Source organism: Bradyrhizobium sp. LjRoot220 (assembly GCF_964252915.1).
Classification (GTDB): domain Bacteria; phylum Pseudomonadota; class Alphaproteobacteria; order Rhizobiales; family Xanthobacteraceae; genus Bradyrhizobium.
The window spans coordinates 322,072-338,679 of sequence record NZ_CAXUPS020000002.1 but is presented as its reverse complement, the minus strand read 5'-3'; the positions used below and the strand labels follow the sequence as shown (position 1 = coordinate 338,679).

Annotated in this window: 13 protein-coding genes; 6 read left to right on the top strand and 7 right to left on the bottom strand. The window is 61.3% G+C overall.

The annotated features are described in order from the left end of the window. Positions 1–4: 4 nt before the first annotated feature. Both ntrB and ACSQ84_RS09935 read right to left on the bottom strand, forming a co-directional pair. Positions 5–844 carry a nitrate ABC transporter permease gene (ntrB, locus tag ACSQ84_RS09940; RefSeq protein WP_436211501.1) on the bottom strand — a complete coding sequence of 280 codons (840 nt, stop codon included), beginning with the start codon at positions 842–844 and terminating at the stop codon, positions 5–7. Positions 845–1,031: 187 nt separating this feature from the next. After that, positions 1,032–2,420 carry a CmpA/NrtA family ABC transporter substrate-binding protein gene (locus tag ACSQ84_RS09935; RefSeq protein WP_436211500.1) on the bottom strand — a complete coding sequence of 463 codons (1,389 nt, stop codon included), beginning with the start codon at positions 2,418–2,420 and terminating at the stop codon, positions 1,032–1,034. A gap of 167 nt (positions 2,421–2,587) precedes the next feature. Between ACSQ84_RS09935 and ACSQ84_RS09930 the strand changes: the two genes are divergently transcribed. Continuing rightward, positions 2,588–4,519, top strand: a complete 1,932-nt coding sequence (locus ACSQ84_RS09930) for a sigma 54-interacting transcriptional regulator (RefSeq protein ID WP_436211499.1) — start codon at positions 2,588–2,590, stop codon at positions 4,517–4,519. Between the two features lie 201 nt (positions 4,520–4,720). On the opposite strand, the gene ACSQ84_RS09925 is transcribed toward ACSQ84_RS09930, so the two are convergent. The 4 genes from ACSQ84_RS09925 to ACSQ84_RS09910 all read right to left on the bottom strand — a co-directional run bounded on the left by ACSQ84_RS09925 (position 4,721) and on the right by ACSQ84_RS09910 (position 8,888). Further along, positions 4,721–6,106 (bottom strand): CmpA/NrtA family ABC transporter substrate-binding protein, encoded by a 1,386-nt coding sequence (locus ACSQ84_RS09925; RefSeq protein WP_436211498.1) that lies wholly within the window; start codon positions 6,104–6,106, stop codon positions 4,721–4,723. A gap of 111 nt (positions 6,107–6,217) precedes the next feature. Next, a complete protein-coding gene (locus ACSQ84_RS09920; protein ID WP_436211497.1) occupies positions 6,218–7,096 on the bottom strand; it encodes a sulfurtransferase in 879 nt (292 codons plus the stop codon). A gap of 62 nt (positions 7,097–7,158) precedes the next feature. Further along, positions 7,159–8,271, bottom strand: coding sequence for an acyl-CoA dehydrogenase family protein (locus ACSQ84_RS09915; protein ID WP_436211496.1), 1,113 nt, complete (start codon positions 8,269–8,271; stop codon positions 7,159–7,161). Positions 8,272–8,345: 74 nt separating this feature from the next. Further along, positions 8,346–8,888, bottom strand: a complete 543-nt coding sequence (locus ACSQ84_RS09910) for an OsmC family protein (RefSeq protein ID WP_436211495.1) — start codon at positions 8,886–8,888, stop codon at positions 8,346–8,348. A 232-nt stretch (positions 8,889–9,120) separates the two neighbouring features. Between ACSQ84_RS09910 and ACSQ84_RS09905 the strand changes: the two genes are divergently transcribed. Continuing rightward, positions 9,121–9,783, top strand: a complete 663-nt coding sequence (locus ACSQ84_RS09905; protein WP_436211494.1) for a TetR/AcrR family transcriptional regulator — start codon at positions 9,121–9,123, stop codon at positions 9,781–9,783. Positions 9,784–9,856: 73 nt separating this feature from the next. Here ACSQ84_RS09905 and ACSQ84_RS09900 read toward each other — a convergent pair whose 3' ends face one another. Continuing rightward, positions 9,857–11,059, bottom strand: coding sequence for a TrmJ/YjtD family RNA methyltransferase (locus tag ACSQ84_RS09900; RefSeq protein ID WP_436212251.1), 1,203 nt, complete (start codon positions 11,057–11,059; stop codon positions 9,857–9,859). Positions 11,060–11,463: 404 nt separating this feature from the next. On the opposite strand from ACSQ84_RS09900, the gene ACSQ84_RS09895 reads away from it, so the two are divergent. From ACSQ84_RS09895 to ACSQ84_RS09880, 4 genes are all read left to right on the top strand, one after another. Beyond that, a complete protein-coding gene (locus tag ACSQ84_RS09895) occupies positions 11,464–12,678 on the top strand; it encodes a tyrosine-type recombinase/integrase (RefSeq protein WP_436211493.1) in 1,215 nt (404 codons plus the stop codon). 136 nt (positions 12,679–12,814) lie between these two features. Next, positions 12,815–13,048, top strand: coding sequence for a helix-turn-helix transcriptional regulator (locus tag ACSQ84_RS09890; RefSeq protein ID WP_436211492.1), 234 nt, complete (start codon positions 12,815–12,817; stop codon positions 13,046–13,048). A gap of 205 nt (positions 13,049–13,253) precedes the next feature. Beyond that, a complete protein-coding gene (locus tag ACSQ84_RS09885) occupies positions 13,254–13,478 on the top strand; it encodes a hypothetical protein (RefSeq protein ID WP_436211491.1) in 225 nt (74 codons plus the stop codon). After that, positions 13,475–16,162 (top strand): VapE domain-containing protein, encoded by a 2,688-nt coding sequence (locus tag ACSQ84_RS09880; RefSeq protein WP_436211490.1) that lies wholly within the window; start codon positions 13,475–13,477, stop codon positions 16,160–16,162. The genes ACSQ84_RS09885 and ACSQ84_RS09880 overlap by 4 nt, the downstream gene beginning before the upstream one ends. Positions 16,163–16,608 lie beyond the last annotated feature (446 nt).

Here is a 16,608-nt window from a genome sequence, read left to right as displayed (position 1 = left end):
TCAGCTACTCCGGGAACGTGACCATGCGCGTGAACCGCGCAAGGATCTGGTCGAGCAGCATGCCGACGATGCCGATCAGGAGGATCGCGATGATGACGTTGGTGATCGAAAGATTATTCCATTCGTTCCAGACGAAGTAACCGATGCCGGTGCCGCCGACCAGCATCTCGGCCGCGACGATCACGAGCCAGGCGATGCCGATCGATATCCGCATGCCCGTGAGAATGGTGGGCGCCGCCGCCGGCAGGATCACGGTGAAGGCGCGGCGCACGGTCCCGACTTCGAGCGTGCGGGCGACGTTGATCCATTCCTTACGTACGGCCGCGACGCCAAAGGAGGTGTTGAGCAGCATCGGCCACACCGAGCAGATGAAGATCACGAAGATCGCGGAGATGCTGGAATCCTTGATGGTGTAGAGCGCGAGCGGCATCCAGGCCAGCGGCGAGATCGGCTTCAGGACCTGGATAAACGGGTCGAGCGCCTTGCTGAACAGCGGCGACATGCCGATCAGGAAGCCAAGCGGTATCGCGACGATCACCGCGAGGAAATAGCCGAGGCCGACGCGGGCGATGGAAAAGCCGAGCTGGATGCCGAGGCCCTTGTCGTTCGGCCCGTTGTCGTAGAACGGACTCTTCAGATGCTCCCACAGCTTGGCGCCGACATCGAGCGGGCCCGGCATCGCCGACTTGCCGGCGGTCGCGGTCAGGCCCATCAGCTTGGCGTATTCCGGCGTCATGTTGGCGACGGTACCAGTGCCGCGCGTAGAAATGTGCCAGATCCCGAGGAACGCGGCGAGCAGCACGATCGACACGATCGCCGCGCGAAGACGCAAGGAGGAGGTCATTGGGTACGCTCCCTCAACGTGTCGTCCCGGCGAACGCCGGGACCCATACTCCGCGGCAGTGATGATGAAAGAAGGTCGTTGACGTTGTGCCCCATACAAGGGGCACGGCGTATGGGTCCCCCCGATGCGCAATTGCGCATCTGAGTTCGCCGGGACGACAGCGGCAAATGTAGTTGCGTCTCCGCCATCAGCTCGCCTTCCTGATCTTGAAGCTGGCGAGGTAATCCTCGGGCTTGGCCGGATCGAAGGTCTTGCCCATCACCGAAAAACTCTTGGTCGTCGTGCTCGGCGGCGTCAGTCCCGCCTCTTTCATCAACCTGGTAGCATCGGTGGCGAGATAGACCTGCGCGGCGATGCCGGCATAATCGACATCGCCCTTGAGCTGACCCCAGCGCTTCATCTGCGTCATGATCCAGATCGCAAAGGACTGCCAGGGGAACGGATCGAAGTCGACGCGGTTCGGCTGGGTCACCACATTGCCGAGGCCGTCGGCAAACGTGCCGGTGAGAATCTGCTCCAGCACGATCTGCGGCTGGTTCAGATAATTCGCCGGCGCGATCGCCTCCGCGATCTGCTTGCGGTTCTCGGCCTTGTGCGCGAACGCCGTGGCCTGGATGATCGACTTGAGCAAGGCGCTATAGGTGTTCGGCATCGAGGTGATGAATTCCTTCGATGCGGCGAAGGCGCAGCAGGGATGCCCCTCCCAGATATCCTTGGTCAGGATGTGGATGAAGCCGACGCCGTCATAGACCGCGCGCTGGTTCATCGGATCGGGGCCGAGGAAACCGTCGATATTGTCGGCGCGCAGATTGGCGACCATCTCCGGCGGCGGCACGGCGCGGATCTGCACATCGGCGTCCGGGTCGATGCCGTGTTCGGCGAGATAATAGCGCAGCAGGTAATTGTGCATGGAGTAGTCGAACGGAACCGCGAACTTGAAACCCTTCCAGGTCTTCGGGTCGCGCCTGTCCTTGTGCTTGACCGCGAGCGTGATGGCCTGGCCGTTGATGTTTTCAACCGCCGGCATGGTGTAGGGCAGCGGGTTGGAGCCGACGCCCATGGTGATCGCGAGCGGCATCGGCGACAGCATGTGCGCCGCGTCGTATTCCTTGTTGATGGTCTTGTCGCGAATGACGGCCCAGCCGGCGGTCTTGATGACTTCGACGTTGAGGCCGTTCTTGGCATAAAACCCCATCGGCGCCGCCATGATGATCGGCGTCGCGCAGGTGATCGGAATGAAGCCGACCTTGAGGTCCTTCTTTTCCAGAGGCCCGCCTTGCGCGAAGGCCTCGGTCGCGGTCTTGAGCGGAAAGAATTGCGACAGCGCGGCGGCGGCGGTCGCAGCGCCCACCGATTTCAGGAAGGCGCGGCGCGCCACATCCTGCGGAAACATCGCGCGCATCACGGCTGAAGCGACCACGTTCTCGTATCGGGCCTCTTCGGAAGCGGTAACAGCCGGCGGCAGCGCAAGCTGCGCGGCGGCATCATGTTCGGCATCGCTAACGTGCCTGCCGCAACTGCAACCCTTGGAATGGAGTTGGCGGGCGGGATCGAACGGATTGTCGAACGTGGACATGAAACCTCCTGCGTAACGCTGAAGTTAATTACGCAAGGAGTGTGCCAGCCACGGCAGACCGAATTTATCGAATCATTGCAGCTATTTAGCTGGCTTGTTGGCGGCTACGAAAATTCGTGATACACGAAATATCGTAGCCGAATTACGATTTCTCGGAGTTTTGGAGAATGGACCCGACGCCGCATCCGCATGCCGCGACGGCGCGCGATCTCGATCTGCGCACTATCGCCTTTGATTATCTGGTCGAGCCGACGCTGCTGCTCGATCCGGATACAGACGAAATCATCGATGCCAATCCCGCCGCCTGCGCCCTGCTCGGCTACGATCGGACGTTGCTGCGGGAAACCAAATTCAGCGCGCTGCATGCCGGGCAAGTGCCTGCGCTGATCGTGTTCAGCCAGGCCGTGCTCGACAAGGGTGCCTGGTGGACCAACGCGCTGACGCCGCGCCACGCCACCAGCCAGAAGCTGCGGCTGGAATATACGGGATCGATGGTGCCGCATGACGGTCGCACGCTGATATTGCTCACCATGAGCGATCTCGAGCAGCGCCGCCGCCGCAACGTCGACGCGACCGCCGAGGACCATATGCGCGGCGGGCTCGCCGCCTGGCAGCGTGTCGAACGGGTATTCCAGGATATCGAGCGCGAGAACCAGTTGATCCTGCGCGCCGCCGGCGAAGGCATCTACGGCGTCAACGCCGAGGGCAAGACCACCTTCGTCAATCCGGCCGCCGAGCGGATGCTGGGGTGGAGCGCCGAGGAATTGGTCGGCAAGGCCATCCATCCGATCGTTCACCACAGCCACCACGACGGCAGTCATTATCCCGACGAAGACTGCCCGATCTATGCCGCGTTCCGCGATGGCGCGGTCCACAACGTCGACGGCGAAGTGTTCTGGCGCAAGAACGGCTCGCCGGTGTGGGTCGAGTACACGTCGACGCCGATCCGCGACCGCGGCACGGTGGTCGGCGCCGTGATCGTGTTTCGCGACGTCAGCCACCGCCGCGAAGCCGACGAGAAACTGCACGCCGCCCTCGCCGAGGTCGACCGCTTGCGCGAGCGGCTGGAGCTGGAAAACGCCTATCTGCAGGAAGAAATCCGGATCGAGACCAACCCGCGCGGCATCATCGGCCAGAGCGAAGCGATCCAGAAGACGCTGCGCCAGGTCAAGCTGGTCGCGCCGACCACGGCCGCCGTCATGATCACCGGCGAGTCCGGCACCGGCAAGGAACTGATCGCGCGCGCCATTCATGAAGCCAGCAACCGCCGCGACCGGCCGCTGATCCGCGTCAACTGCGCGGCGATCCCGCGTGAACTGTTCGAGAGCGAGTTCTTCGGGCACGTCAGGGGCGCCTTCACCGGCGCGGTGCGCGACCGCATCGGGCGGTTTGAACTCGCCGATGGCGGCACGCTGTTTCTCGATGAAGTCGGCGAAATTCCGCTGGAGTTGCAGGGCAAGCTGCTGCGTGTGCTGCAGGAAGGCAATTTCGAGCGCGTCGGCGAGGAGCGCACCCGCACCGTGGATGTCCGCGTGATCGCCGCCACTAACCGGAACCTGAAGCAGGAAGTGCAGCGCGGCCGGTTCCGCGAGGATCTCTATTTCCGGCTCAACGTGTTCCCAGTGGAATCCGTGCCGCTGCGCGACCGCCGCGAGGACATTCCGCTGCTGGCCCAGCATTTTTTGATGAGCGAGAGCAATGAGCTGAAATCCGATCTGCGGTTGTCGGAGGGCGATGCGCGGCGGCTGCAGCGTTACGATTGGCCCGGCAATGTCCGCGAACTGCAGAACGTGATCGAGCGCGCGGCGATCCTGTCGCAGAACGGACGTTTGCGGATCGATCTGCCTGATATGGCCGGCGCGCACGCACCGGCCAGCGCCAGCCGCCAGAAGAGCGAGGCCCGGCCGGCCGTGATGACGTCAGCCGAGATGCGCGATCACGAACGGTCCAACGTCCTGGCCGCCCTTGCCGCCTGCAACGGCAAGGTGTTCGGCGCAGGCGGTGCTGCCGCAATGCTCGACCTCAAGCCGACCACGCTGGCCTCGCGCATGAAGGCGCTCGGGATTTCGGCCGCCCGTTCGCGGCAGGCGGATGCGTGATGATTTTTGGTCGAACCAGCTAGCCCGCGCGTCCGCTTCACCTCTCCCTAGCGGGGAGAGGTCGATTTGCGTAGCAAATCGGGTGAGGGGGTGCTGCCCAAGAGACACCGTAACCCCTCACCCGGCGCTGCGCGCCGACCTCTCCCGAAGGGAGAGGTGACTCTCGGATGTCGCGCCAGGTCAACCTGATCTCATCAACCTCTACGACGACTTCCTGATCTTGAAGCTCGCCAGATAATCCTCCGGCTTGGCGGCGTCAAAGGTCTTGCCCATCACCGAGAAGGATTTGTAGGAGGACGCCGGCGGCGTCAGCCCCATTTCCTTCATCACCTTGGCGGTGTCGGTCGCGAGAAAGACCTGCTCGGCCACCGCCTTGTAATCGACGTCGCCCTTGATCTGGCCCCAGCGCTTCATCTGGGTCAGCATCCACACCGCAAACGACTGCCAGGGGAACGGATCGAAATCGACGCGCTTGGCATCGGTCTTCACGCCGCCGAGCCCATCGGCATAGGTCCCGGTCAGCACCTGTTCAAGCACCGTCACCGGCGCGTTGATGTAATTGGGCGGCGCGATCGCCTCTGCGATCTGCTTGCGGTTTTCGGCTTTCGAGGCATAGGCCGTCGCATCGACGATCGCCCGCGTCAGCGCCGCAAAACTGTTCGGCGACTGCGTGATGAACTCCTTGCTCGCCGCGAAGGTGCAGCAGGGATGACCGTCCCAGATTTCCTTGGACAGGATATGCAGGAAGCCGACGCCGTCATAGATCGCACGCTGGCAGATGTTGTCGGGCGCCAGGAAGCCGTCGATGTTGTCTGCGCGCAAATTGGCGACCATTTCGGGCGGCGGCACCGAGCGCAGCTGCACGTCGGTATCGGGATCGAGGCCGTGTTCGGCGAGGTAATAGCGCAGCAGGTAATTGTGCATGGAATAGTCGAACGGAATGGCGAACTTCATGCCCTTCCAGTCCTTCGGATCGCGCTTGTCCTTGTGCTTCATGGCGAGCGTGATGCCCTGCCCGTTGATGTTCTCGATCGCCGGCACCGCAAACGGGATCGCGTTGGCGCCGAGCCCCAGCGAAATCGCGATCGGCATCGGCGCCAGCATGTGCGAGGCGTCGTATTCCTTGTTGATGGTCTTGTCACGAATGACCGCCCAGCCGGCGGTCTTCACCACTTCGACGTTGAGGCCGTATTTGGCATAGAAGCCGAGCGGCGCGGCCATGATGATCGGCGTGGCGCAGGTGATCGGGATGAAGCCGACCTTGAGATCCTTTTTCTCCGGCGTACCGGTGTTGCCGAACGCTTCGGTCGCCGCCTTGATCGGGAAGAATTGCGAGATCGCGGCCAGCGCGGTCGAGGCGCCGACCGATTTCAGGAAGGCGCGGCGCGCGGCGTCCTGCGGAAACATCGCCCGCACCACGGCGGAAGCGACCACGCCCTCGTAGCGCTGTTGCTCGCTCTCGACGGGCTCGCAACGCAGCGCCAATGCCGCATGTTCGTGTTCGGCTGCGGAGCGATGCTGGCCGCAGACGCAGCCGGCACGCGAGAGTTCGCGGCTCGCGTCGAAGGGATCGTCGAAGGTGGACATGCTGCGCCCCTTTGTCACGCCGGCGCGGCGGAAGCCCTTATCCGCCGCGTACCGGGTCAATTCATTCACGGCCCGGCCTGTTTCGACCGGGCCGCGAGAAACATGCACGTCCTATGCCGCCTTGCCGGTGACGCGGGCAGCCGTCGGCAAGCCCTCGTCGATCGGCAGCGACGGATCGCGCGACCATTCGTTCCAGGAGCCGAAATACATCCGAACGTCCTTCACGCCGGCGTTCTTCAACGCGAGGAAGGTGTTCGAGGCCCGCGCGCCCTTGAAGCAATAGAGATAGACCGGCGTATTCTCTGAAATCCCGACGGTGGCGCATTCGGCCAAAATCTCGTCCTTCGATTTGAAGCGCGGGCCTTCCGCGGTCGGTTTCATCATCCGGTACCATTCCAGCCAGACCGCGCCGGGAATCCGTCCCTTCCGCGGGCAGAAATCCTTGCCGTAGGGCGAAGAGCTGTCGCCGATCCATTCATCGACATCGCGCACGTCGAGCAGCGCGATGCTGGGCTTGCCGAGTGCGGCCAGCATGGTCTTGGCGTCGATCAGGATCTCGCCGGCTTCGGGCACGATGGAGAACGACGCTTTCACCGGCGACGGCACGTCCGTCGTGGTCGGCAGGCCTGCGGCCGCCCAGGCATCGTAACCGCCATGCAGCACCTTGATCTTGGGATAGCCGAGCATCGTGAGCAGGTAATAGCCGCGGCAGGACTGGCCGAAGCCGGAGTTCATCGACTGCTCGTAAATGACGGCGGTTTCCTTGCCGGAAAGTCCGGCGCCGCCGAACGCGTCGGCGAATTTCGTTTTCAGCTCCTGCATGCCTTCCGGCGTCGAGGTCGCGAGGTACGTGAAGATTTCATGGACGTTGACGGCATTGGGCAGATGTCCCGCGCCGTAGGCGTCGGGATTGCGGGTGTCGATGACGACACACGGCTCCGTTTTCAAGAATTCGACGAGTTCGCCGGCAGTAATCAGCACGTCCGTCATGGCAGGCCTCTCCTGTTCTTGGGTTGCAGTTGGGGGTCGAACCGAAAAATCCTCTTCCGAACTCAGTCGCCCGCCAGCATCTTGCGAAGCTGCTTGGTGGCGGGGGTGACGATGGCGACGAAATAGGCTTCGCGCAGCCGGCGCTGGGCGCGGTGGCTCTTCAGGTAGCCGCGCGCGCCGCAATGGAGCATCGCGGCATGCGCGGCCGCGACGCTGGCGTCGCCGAGCCGCAATCGAAGTGCGATGACACGGCGCCAGTAGCTTTCGTCGGCGTTGTAGGGATCGCACGCCAGCGCCATCGTCTCCTTCTCGAACTCCGAATGCAGTTCGCGAAACTGGATCGGTTGCTGCGGCAGATAGCGGTTGACGTGGCCGAGCGGCGCGTCGACCTCATCCATGATCTGGATGCAGTCCTTGATCAGGCCGAGCGCCATGCCGGCCTGCAGCAGGATGAAGCCGGCGCGGATCTTCTTGACGAAGGGAGCTGCGGGGTCGGCCAGGATGAGCTCGTCGGGCACGAAAACGTCGCGGAACTGGACGCCGTAAGTGCCGGTACCGTCCATCGCGAGAAACGGCTTGCATGGCTGCAGCGTGATCGCCGGGTTGGAGCAATCGGCGAGGAACATCACCGGTCCGGTCTCGTCCTCGCGCTCGAAGATCGTGCCGAAAAAATGATCGGCACCGAGATTGGAGACCCAGGGCAGCGCGCCCTTGACGACGTAACCGCCATCGACCTTGCGGCCCTTCAGCTTGAGCTTCTCGATCCCGAAGAAGCTCTTCATCGGATTGGAGAGCCCGGTGCCGCCGAGGACTTGTCCCGTGGCAAATTTGTCGGCGAACTTTGCGGCCAGTGTCGGATTGCTTGAATTGGCGGCGTACCAGACCAGCGTGGTCTGGCACCACGCCATGAAGGCGGTTGCCCCGCAGACTTCACCGAGAACGGCGATGGATTGAATGGCGCAGCGCAGATCGGCTGCGCCATTCAGCGGTTGATGACTGCCCCATGCCCCGACATCGCCGAGGCGCCGCAGCAGTTCGTCGGGATAGACGGTGCCCTCGTCGATCGCGATCGCCTGGGATGCGAGGTTCTTGCGCGCGATCAACGCGACCTGATCGGCAATCGATGCCGATGGAAGATCGTCAACCGCGAGCCGGGATACCGCCGGTGAACCCATGAAACCCTCCGCACCCAAGGTCAATTGTCAGGCCAATTTCGAGGTTTAGTTCTGAGGTCTTGGTTGCGCGGCCGCTAGGCGCTGACTTCGAGGTTGACCGGGCGTGTGAAAGTGTTGGCTACCGGCGACCATTGCTTGACGTGGGTCACCAGCGCGTCGATCTCGCTCTGGGACACGCCCTCGCAGGCCATATCGACCTTGACGCGAACATCGGTGAAGCCGACCGGTTTTTCGCTGACGTCGCCGGTGCCCCACACCGCGGTGATATTGAGATCGCCCTCGAGTTCGAGCTCGAGCTTGTTGACGATCCAGCCGCGGTGAACGGCGTTGGCATGAAGACCAACCGCGAGGCAGGAGCCCAGCGCAGCCAGTGACGCTTCCGAGGGATTAGGTGCGGTGTCGTCGCCGAGCAGTCCTGGCGGCTCGTCGACGATGTAGGGCGCGAGGTTGCGGATGTAGTTGGCGTGGCGGAACTTGCCTTCCGCCACGGTCTTGCACTTCAAGGTCTTGATGACCTTCGGGTTGGCCTTGCCGTTGGCGATGAGCTGTTCAAGCCCGCCTTTGTCGATCGGCGCGAGGCAGCCTGTGAGCACTGTTTTTTGAGCGACCGCGGTCATCGTTGTTTTCTCCCTGGGGGTAGGATACCGAACGGTCTGTTTCCTGCATGAAGCGTGCCAGACCTCGCCAAAAGCAAAAGCCGAACTTCTCTCGCTGCTTAGCAATGCCTGCACGGAAATTGATCAGCCGCGCCGTGCACAAAGCCGATGCAATTGCCGCGTGTTGGCGATTATTCTGCGCGCACAAAGATGCGACTTGATGATTTCGCCGCGGTTCGATTTACTGACGCCCATGGGCAAATCAGTTTCGAAGAAGCAGGCCGTCGCCGCAGCGCTCGCTGCAAACGACGAAGAGTCGGCGCGCGGCCGTCTGCTCAGCGCGGCCACTCACCTGTTCTGCAAAAACGGAATCAACGCCACCGGCATCGACGCCATCATCCATGAAGCCGGCACTGCGAAGACCACGCTGTACAAATTGTTCGGCTCGAAAACCAACCTCGTGCACGCCGTGCTGGAGAGCGAAGGCAAGGCCTGGCGCGAATGGTTCATCGGCGCGATGGAGGAAGGCGGCGGCGACGCGCAGTCAAAGCTGACGCGGATCTTTCCGGCGCTGAAGAGCTGGTTCGGCGAAGAGCGGTTTTACGGCTGCCCCTTCATCAACGCCGTCGCCGAGCACGACAAGGACGCCAAACAGTTTCGCGCCATCGCGCTAAAGCACAAGAAGGTGGTGCTGGCGCACATCGAAAAGCTCGCCGGTGAAATGGGCGCGGCGGACCCGGAGAGTCTGGCGCATCAACTGGCGCTGCTGATCGACGGCGCCATCGTCGCCGCCATGGTGTCACGAGACCCGGGTGTCGCCGACACCGCCGCCTTGGCCGCCGGTTCCCTGTTCGGGCCATCCAGGGTGAAGAAGCCGAAGCGGGCGGCTGGGACGGCGCAGCTCGTGGCCGTCTAGCCAAGGCCCGTCCTATCTTTGCATGGGGTTGTTTTCGCGATTTTTATTTCTGGACCCGGGCGGGCCGGGATCGTTAGCCCACCGGCCGCAGGCTGGCCTCGAGCCGTCCCAGTTCGGCCTCAAGGTCCCGCTCCACCTCCGCCACCCGCATCTCGACCACCCGGTAGTCCCTCGCCTCGAGCCAGCTCCGCCGCGCGGCACGGTCGGCGACGATCGCCTCCGATTCGGTCCGGTTGACCAGTTCGATCGCGAGCCGGTGGACGAAGGAGACGAAGTCCGGGATGTGGCGGCCGACCGGGGTCTGGCGCTTGAACTGGCCGGCGAAGCGGCGGTCCCGGGTCAGCGCCTGCCACAGCATCCGCTCGGCGTCGGTCGGGTTGCGGCGCAGCAACCGGGCCAGCCCACGGACGGTTCCATTTTCGGAGGGCGCGGCGGCCTGGCTGTGTTCGGCCAACAGCGCCCGCAGCCGGGTCGCCTGTTCGCCGTCGAGCACGCCGCCCTTGGCCGGACCCTTGCGCCCCTCGGCGATCGCCATGACCACCCCGTGGAGGGTATGCATGTCCTGCTTGGTCGGCTCCATCCGGGTGAAGATGTTGCGCAGGTTGACCAGCATGGTCTCCCGCTTCTCGACCGGCCGGAGGAATTCGACCTTGTCGAGTTCCCGAACGAGATTGTCGAAGAAGGCCTGCATCTGGTGCTGGGAGGCCGGCTCGGAATGTTCCGGCATCGCGAACGGCAGGGCGCCGCCGGTCGACAGCTTGAACCACTCGTAGCCGATCAAGAGCACCGCCTGCGCCAAATTGAGCGAGGCGAAACCGGGGTTGACCGGGAAGGTGATGATCCGGTTGGCGAGCGCGACCTCCTCGTTCTGGAGACCGTAGCGCTCGCGGCCGAACATGATGCCGACCCCGCCCCGGCCTGCGACATGGGCGGCGATCTCGACCGCGGCGTCCGCAGGCGCCACCACCGGCTTGGCCTGGTCGTGGGCGCGGGCGGTGGTCGCAAACAGCAGCGTCAGATCCGCGACCGCCTGCTCGACGGAGTCGAACAATTCGGCGCTCTCCAGGATCTGGTCGGCGCCCGCCGCGGCGCGTTGCGCGGCGACGTTCGGCCAGCCGTCGCGCGGATTCACGATTCTTAAACGGGAAAGAGCGAAGTTGCCCATCGCTCGCGCGGCCATGCCGATATTCTCGCCGAGCTGCGGTTCGACAAGAACTACAACAGGTCCGGCTAAGTCCAAACCAGACTTGGTTTTATCGGTCCCGGATCCGGACATTTCTCGCGTCACTTTCCAATTCAGGTTCGGAAGCTGATTCAACTTCTGAAGGTTTTGAATCAGGATGCGAAGCATCCGATTCAACGTCTCATTCCATGCCTCGATGACCGGCCACGGCAACGGCCGGAATTCTCAAGCCAGACAACAGGGTTAGTAGCGTTTCCGAAAGTTCGGTCAAAGCCTCAATTGGGCTTGATCGGGCGCAGCTTGTGCGCCTCCTGCTTTCGGATAGGCTACCCATACCTTTGAGTTATTTTGCGTTATTTTGCGTCATTATAAGCGGCAGTAAGTGACTGAAAGATATACGATTTATCGCCTTGTAAGTTATTTTGACACCCGATACGTTCGCGCAATCAAACATGGGTTGAACGTAGGGTTGAGTGAAGATGACGAGTATAAACAGGTTGTCCTTCCTCAAGATTAAGGCGCTTAACAAGCCGGGGCTGTACTGCGACGGACAAGGTTTGTTCTTGCAGGTCGGACAGACCGGCACGAAGAGCTGGTCGTTTAGGTACACCTTCAATGGGAAGGTTCGGCAGATGGGCCTCGGATCGGTAACTCTGTGGGAGACGCTCAAGGAGGTTCGCGACCTCGCCCTCGCCGCCCGACAGTCGGTCTTCAACGGTATCGACCCCCTCGCCGCAAGGGAAGCCAAGCGGGCCGAGGCCGTCGCTACCGTGACGTTCAAGCAGGCGGCGGAGGGTTTCATCAAGGCGAAGGAAGCAGGATGGCGCGACCCGAAGACGGCACTCGCGCTGACTGCAGTCTTAGAGACCTACGCCTACCCGGTTATCGGGGACCTGCCTGTTTCGTCGATAGCAACCGGCCACATAATCAAAATCCTTGAGCCGATTTGGACCACCGTCAACGTGACGGCAAGCCGCCTTCGTGGTCGTATTGAGGCCATTCTTGACTGGGCAGCTGTTCGCGGTTTCAGGGAAAAGGGGGCGAACCCTGCAATGTGGCGGGGTCACATGGAGAGTCTTCTGGCCGCGCCTTCACAGGTTTCGAAGACCAAGCATCACCCGGCGATGCCGTACCTCGACCTGCCCGCGTTCATGGAGCGGCTGCGCGCCAAGGATTGCATATCGGCACGCGCCCTTGAGTTCACGATTCTGACGGCGGCCCGAAGCAACGAGATTAGGCAGTTTGTCGACAGCGAGATCGACCTCGCCACCGGGTTGTGGACGCTATCGGCCGAAAGAATGAAGTCTGACCGACCGCACCGCGTTCCGCTTTGTGCGAGGGCACTAGAAATAATCAAGACGACCCCTCGAATAAAAGGCTCGCCATTCATCTTCCCCGGCGCACGACGAACCAGCGGCCTATCGAGTTCGGCTATGTTGGAATACCTCCGCGATATGGATGGATGTGAAACCTTGACTGTTCACGGCATGCGGTCGTCGTTCCGCGATTGGGCCGGTGACATGACGAACTTTCCGCGCGAAGTGATCGAAATGGCGCTGGCTCATAAGGTGAAAAGCGAGACAGAAGCCGCATACCGACGTTCTGACGCGCTTGAGAAACGCCGCAGGCTCATGGACGATTGGTCGACATATTGCGCGGCCCCACCTATGGCATCGAGTGCGAACGTCATCCCGATACGAGCGACTCAATAAATTTTCGTTTCGTTCGATCAGTCATATTGCAAATCAAAATCGCGACGTATATTAACGCAACGGGTCACCACACCACCTGCTTCGCACCTCTCGCAGACTCTAAAAACTCGGTGCGTTAAAGTAATGGGGTGTGCCCGTGACGACCGATTCCCAAGAACCAATTCTTCCGCGCTTCCTGCGCCTCCCTGAAGTCCTGACCATTACGGGCTACTCAGCGGTGGACTCCATCTATCGAAAGATGCGGGAGGGCACGTTTCCCCGTTCCGTCAAGCTCGGTGCGCGCGCCATCGCGTGGCGTGAAGCGGATATCGCTGCGTGGGTCAAAGACCCGTCTGGGTATCGTGCCCCAGCGGCGGAGCAGGTCGCATGAGCGCAGCCTTAAATGCGTTGCGCGACGCAATCGCTCTTATAAACCACGGCAGCGATGTCTCTCTCGTCTGCAAAGAGGTTAGCGATTTCCATGCCTGCGGCCGACTAACGCCAGACGTTTACGTTGGCGTAGTCGACGCGATTGCGCACCAGTCAGGTCGGCCGCGCGTGCAGGTAGAAGCCGAAGTTCGGCGCTGGGTGTCGGCATGAGTACGCAGAACCGCCGCCAGCGTCGCATCGCCGATGCCATCGCCAGGGGCAAACGTAAGCCCGTACAGATTCAGATCGGTCCAGTTCGCGGTCATGTTCAGTTCGGTGTTAATCGCGGCATACGTGGCACGCTAGTCGACGCGGAAGCAGCGCGGCAAAAGGCGTCGCGTTCATCCATATCCTGCACCGTCAACAATAAAATGCAGGAGACAACGAAGTGACTGAAGTATTCACCAATGCCGAAAAAGTCTGGGTTGATACGCCGGTATCGACCGTGGCGCCCGGTGCAAATCTGCTATTGGATGCGGCGTTGATGTACGCGTCGCACGGCATCCCAGTGTTTCCGTGCTTGCCTCACAAGAAAATTCCTAGAACCACCAACGGATTCCGCGATGCTTCAAAGAATGAGACAACGATTCGGAACTGGTGGCATCAGTGGCCCGACGCTAACGTCGCCGTGCCAACAGGTAGCACATCTGGTTTCATAGCTGTTGACCCTGACGCCCCGAAGCACAACAAAGATGGCGTTCTGACCCGAGATGGTCGCGTTACATGGGCCGCCTTGGTCGCTGAGCGCGGGTGGGTCATCGAAACCCAAATGTCCCACACGCCGCGCGGCGGTCAGCATCTTCTTTTCAAAGTGCCAAAAGATCACCCTGTAAGAAACAGCGCTGGCACCCTTACCGACGGTGCCAACGAAGCAAAGGATTCAGGGATCGATATTCGCGGCGACGGCGGCTACATTGTCGTCTCGCCATCGATTGGCGACAACGGCGACGGTGGCCTCGCTCAGTACACATGGGACAGCCCGTTTGATCCGGCGAATATCTCCGAGCCGCCGGACGGTCTGCTTGAGCTGATAACGAAGCCGGGCGAACGCGAGCACGCGGCGGCACCCGGCGAAGCAAAGCCCCCGCTGGCTCCGAACGCCGAGATGTCGCCATGGGCCGCCGGCGCTCTTAGGAACATTGTCGGCGCATACCGCGCGCTAAAAACAGGCCGAAACCACCACCTCAATATCGCCGCCATGCAATTGGGCGAGTTAATTGCCGGCGGTGAGCTTAACCGTGCCGCAGTCGAGCGCGCACTTCTTGAAGCCGCCGAATTCAACGGAGGCGTTGCGGCACACACCCTTAAAGGGATCGAGGCGACAATCCGTAGCGGCATCAAGAAGGGCTTCACGAACCCACGCTCAAGGCCTGACATATCGGCCGCTGCAGCCCATGGCGCCGAGATCGCGAAGGCGATTGGCAACGTTGCCGGGGACGATGGCACGCTGCCCGTTGAGGTGCCCACATACGAAACCATCAAGCGCGATATCGCTGGGTTTCGCGTCGAGGCCATGAAACGCAAAGACCACGGCGAGCCGACCTACCCGGAGAAACTAAAGCCAATAATCAATAAGGTTGCGCTGCTAGTATTTAACGGGAGTCTGGACGAGGGGCAAAAAGCAACGCTCGTTATGCTGTTTCTCGGTTCAGGTGTGCATGGTTTTTCGTCTGGTGGCACCTTCAAAGGAACCACGACGCTTAAGAATATGCTCGATCAAGCCATTGCCAAACTCATGACCGAGCGTAAGGCCGCGCGCTGGCAGGATCAACTCATGCGCGGCGACGATGGTTCTGGCGCTATCATTGCCAATGAAGAGAACGCGGCCATCGCAGTTTCGAATATGTACGGCAACGTAATTCGCTACGACAAGTTTAGGGACGAGATCAAGTTTGGCGAACCATCGTCGGGGTCAGGTACCGCGATGGGCCAAGACGAGTACTTCGACGTGACAAGAACAGTGCAGCGCGCGGCGATCCCAACAATCAGGCCGCTGCAGGTTCGCGCGGCTGTTACCCGCGTCGCCCGCGTCAATCAGTTCGACTCCCTGCAAGATTACTTGCTCAACCTGCAGTGGGATGGAACGTCGCGGGACGGCTGGATGCATCTGCTCACGGGAGCGCCCGATACGCAGTACTACCGTCAGATCGAACGATGGTGGACAATCGGCACAGCCGCCCGAGCGCTTCAGCCGGGCTGCCAAATGGATAACATGCTGGTGTTCGTGAGCAAGCAGGGGAAGGGTAAGAACAAAGCGCTGCGCATTCTGTCAGGGGATCGCGTGGTCGAATACACCGACGACTTCGCCACAAAGGACGGCCAGCAAAAGATGCGCGGCCACTGGTTCATTGAAATGTCCGAGATGTCGTCGCTGAGCCGGCGTGATAACCTGGCTTACAAGGCATTCCAGACTCGCCTCAGCGACAAATACCGAAAAGCTTTTGACGTGGATTTCGTTGAGTATCCGCGCCAGTTCGTCACCGTCGGTACCGCGAACCCCGAGCCTTTCCTCCGCGACCCAACGGGCGAGCGCCGCTACTGGGTCGTCGATCTGGGTGAGAACGTTGATGGCATCCGACACGACGCGCTGGCTCGCAACGTCGATCAGATTTGGGCAGAGGCTGTCACACGCATCCGCACCGGGGAAAAGTGGTGGCCGGCCCCCGGCGCGACCGATCAATGGTTTCTCGACGAGCAGGTCAAGGTCAATGAGCGTTGGTCGCAGATGGATGCATGGGAGTTGGTGCTTCGCGGTCGTCTGCTGGAAGGCGGGATCCACACCCCGGGATGTGCAGAAGGTTGGCCCAATGAGTCGTGGCCGGGTGGTTCAGCGACACAGAAGCCTTATCGCAAGGTTCGCGGTGCCGCGTGGATATTGTCGAAGTTGCTAGAGCGTCCCATTGGGCAGTTCACGCAGACTGACTCGAACAGGGTAGCGGCGATCATGAAGCGTCTTGGGTATAAGAATCAGTCGGTTCGGCTCGATGGTACGAAGGCGCAGGGTTATATGTGGGTTGGCAACGGCACTGCCGGAGAATGGTGGCTTCGTTTGGATCATGATGAAAGTGAGGAGTGAGGTTGGATAGCTGCGCGGCAAACGAAGAATGAGCGCGATATTTAGGAATAGTAGGAGTGTTGTACGGCCGTCGGGGGTGCTTTGATCGCGATTTCAAAGCTCAGGGCTTAAAATCGAATATATATAAGAGCGAAATCGGCCTTATCATAAAATCAAACATACCCCTTACACCCCGTACACCCAATACAGTCATTGATTTTGTTGTCGTCTTCTGCGCACCGCCGATTTGCATACCCGATACGACCCCGTACACCGCTTCTCGGCCAGCGTCCGCGATGCCGTGCGGCACTCGCCCATGGGTTGCATCGCCTCGCCAACGATATTCAGCGCCAGCACACGTCGATACCACGACAACCCAAAGCCACCACGTTCGCGCCGCCCTACGATTCGATGCGGGTACCCGTGATGCGTTCGCGACGTTCGGGCGTCGCAATGCAGGGCGAAAA

Coding starts and splice junctions, on each gene's coding strand:
- ACSQ84_RS09915 (WP_436211496.1), bottom strand. CDS start 8,271: ATGGGTTCACCGGCGGTATCCCGGCTCGCGGTTGACGATCTTCCATCG.
- ACSQ84_RS09935 (WP_436211500.1), bottom strand. CDS start 2,420: ATGTCCACGTTCGACAATCCGTTCGATCCCGCCCGCCAACTCCATTCC.
- ACSQ84_RS09900 (WP_436212251.1), bottom strand. CDS start 11,059: ATGTCCGGATCCGGGACCGATAAAACCAAGTCTGGTTTGGACTTAGCC.
- ACSQ84_RS09910 (WP_436211495.1), bottom strand. CDS start 8,888: ATGACCGCGGTCGCTCAAAAAACAGTGCTCACAGGCTGCCTCGCGCCG.
- ntrB (WP_436211501.1), bottom strand. CDS start 844: ATGACCTCCTCCTTGCGTCTTCGCGCGGCGATCGTGTCGATCGTGCTG.
- ACSQ84_RS09930 (WP_436211499.1), top strand. CDS start 2,588: ATGGACCCGACGCCGCATCCGCATGCCGCGACGGCGCGCGATCTCGAT.
- ACSQ84_RS09925 (WP_436211498.1), bottom strand. CDS start 6,106: ATGTCCACCTTCGACGATCCCTTCGACGCGAGCCGCGAACTCTCGCGT.
- ACSQ84_RS09920 (WP_436211497.1), bottom strand. CDS start 7,096: ATGACGGACGTGCTGATTACTGCCGGCGAACTCGTCGAATTCTTGAAA.
- ACSQ84_RS09905 (WP_436211494.1), top strand. CDS start 9,121: ATGGGCAAATCAGTTTCGAAGAAGCAGGCCGTCGCCGCAGCGCTCGCT.
- ACSQ84_RS09885 (WP_436211491.1), top strand. CDS start 13,254: ATGAGTACGCAGAACCGCCGCCAGCGTCGCATCGCCGATGCCATCGCC.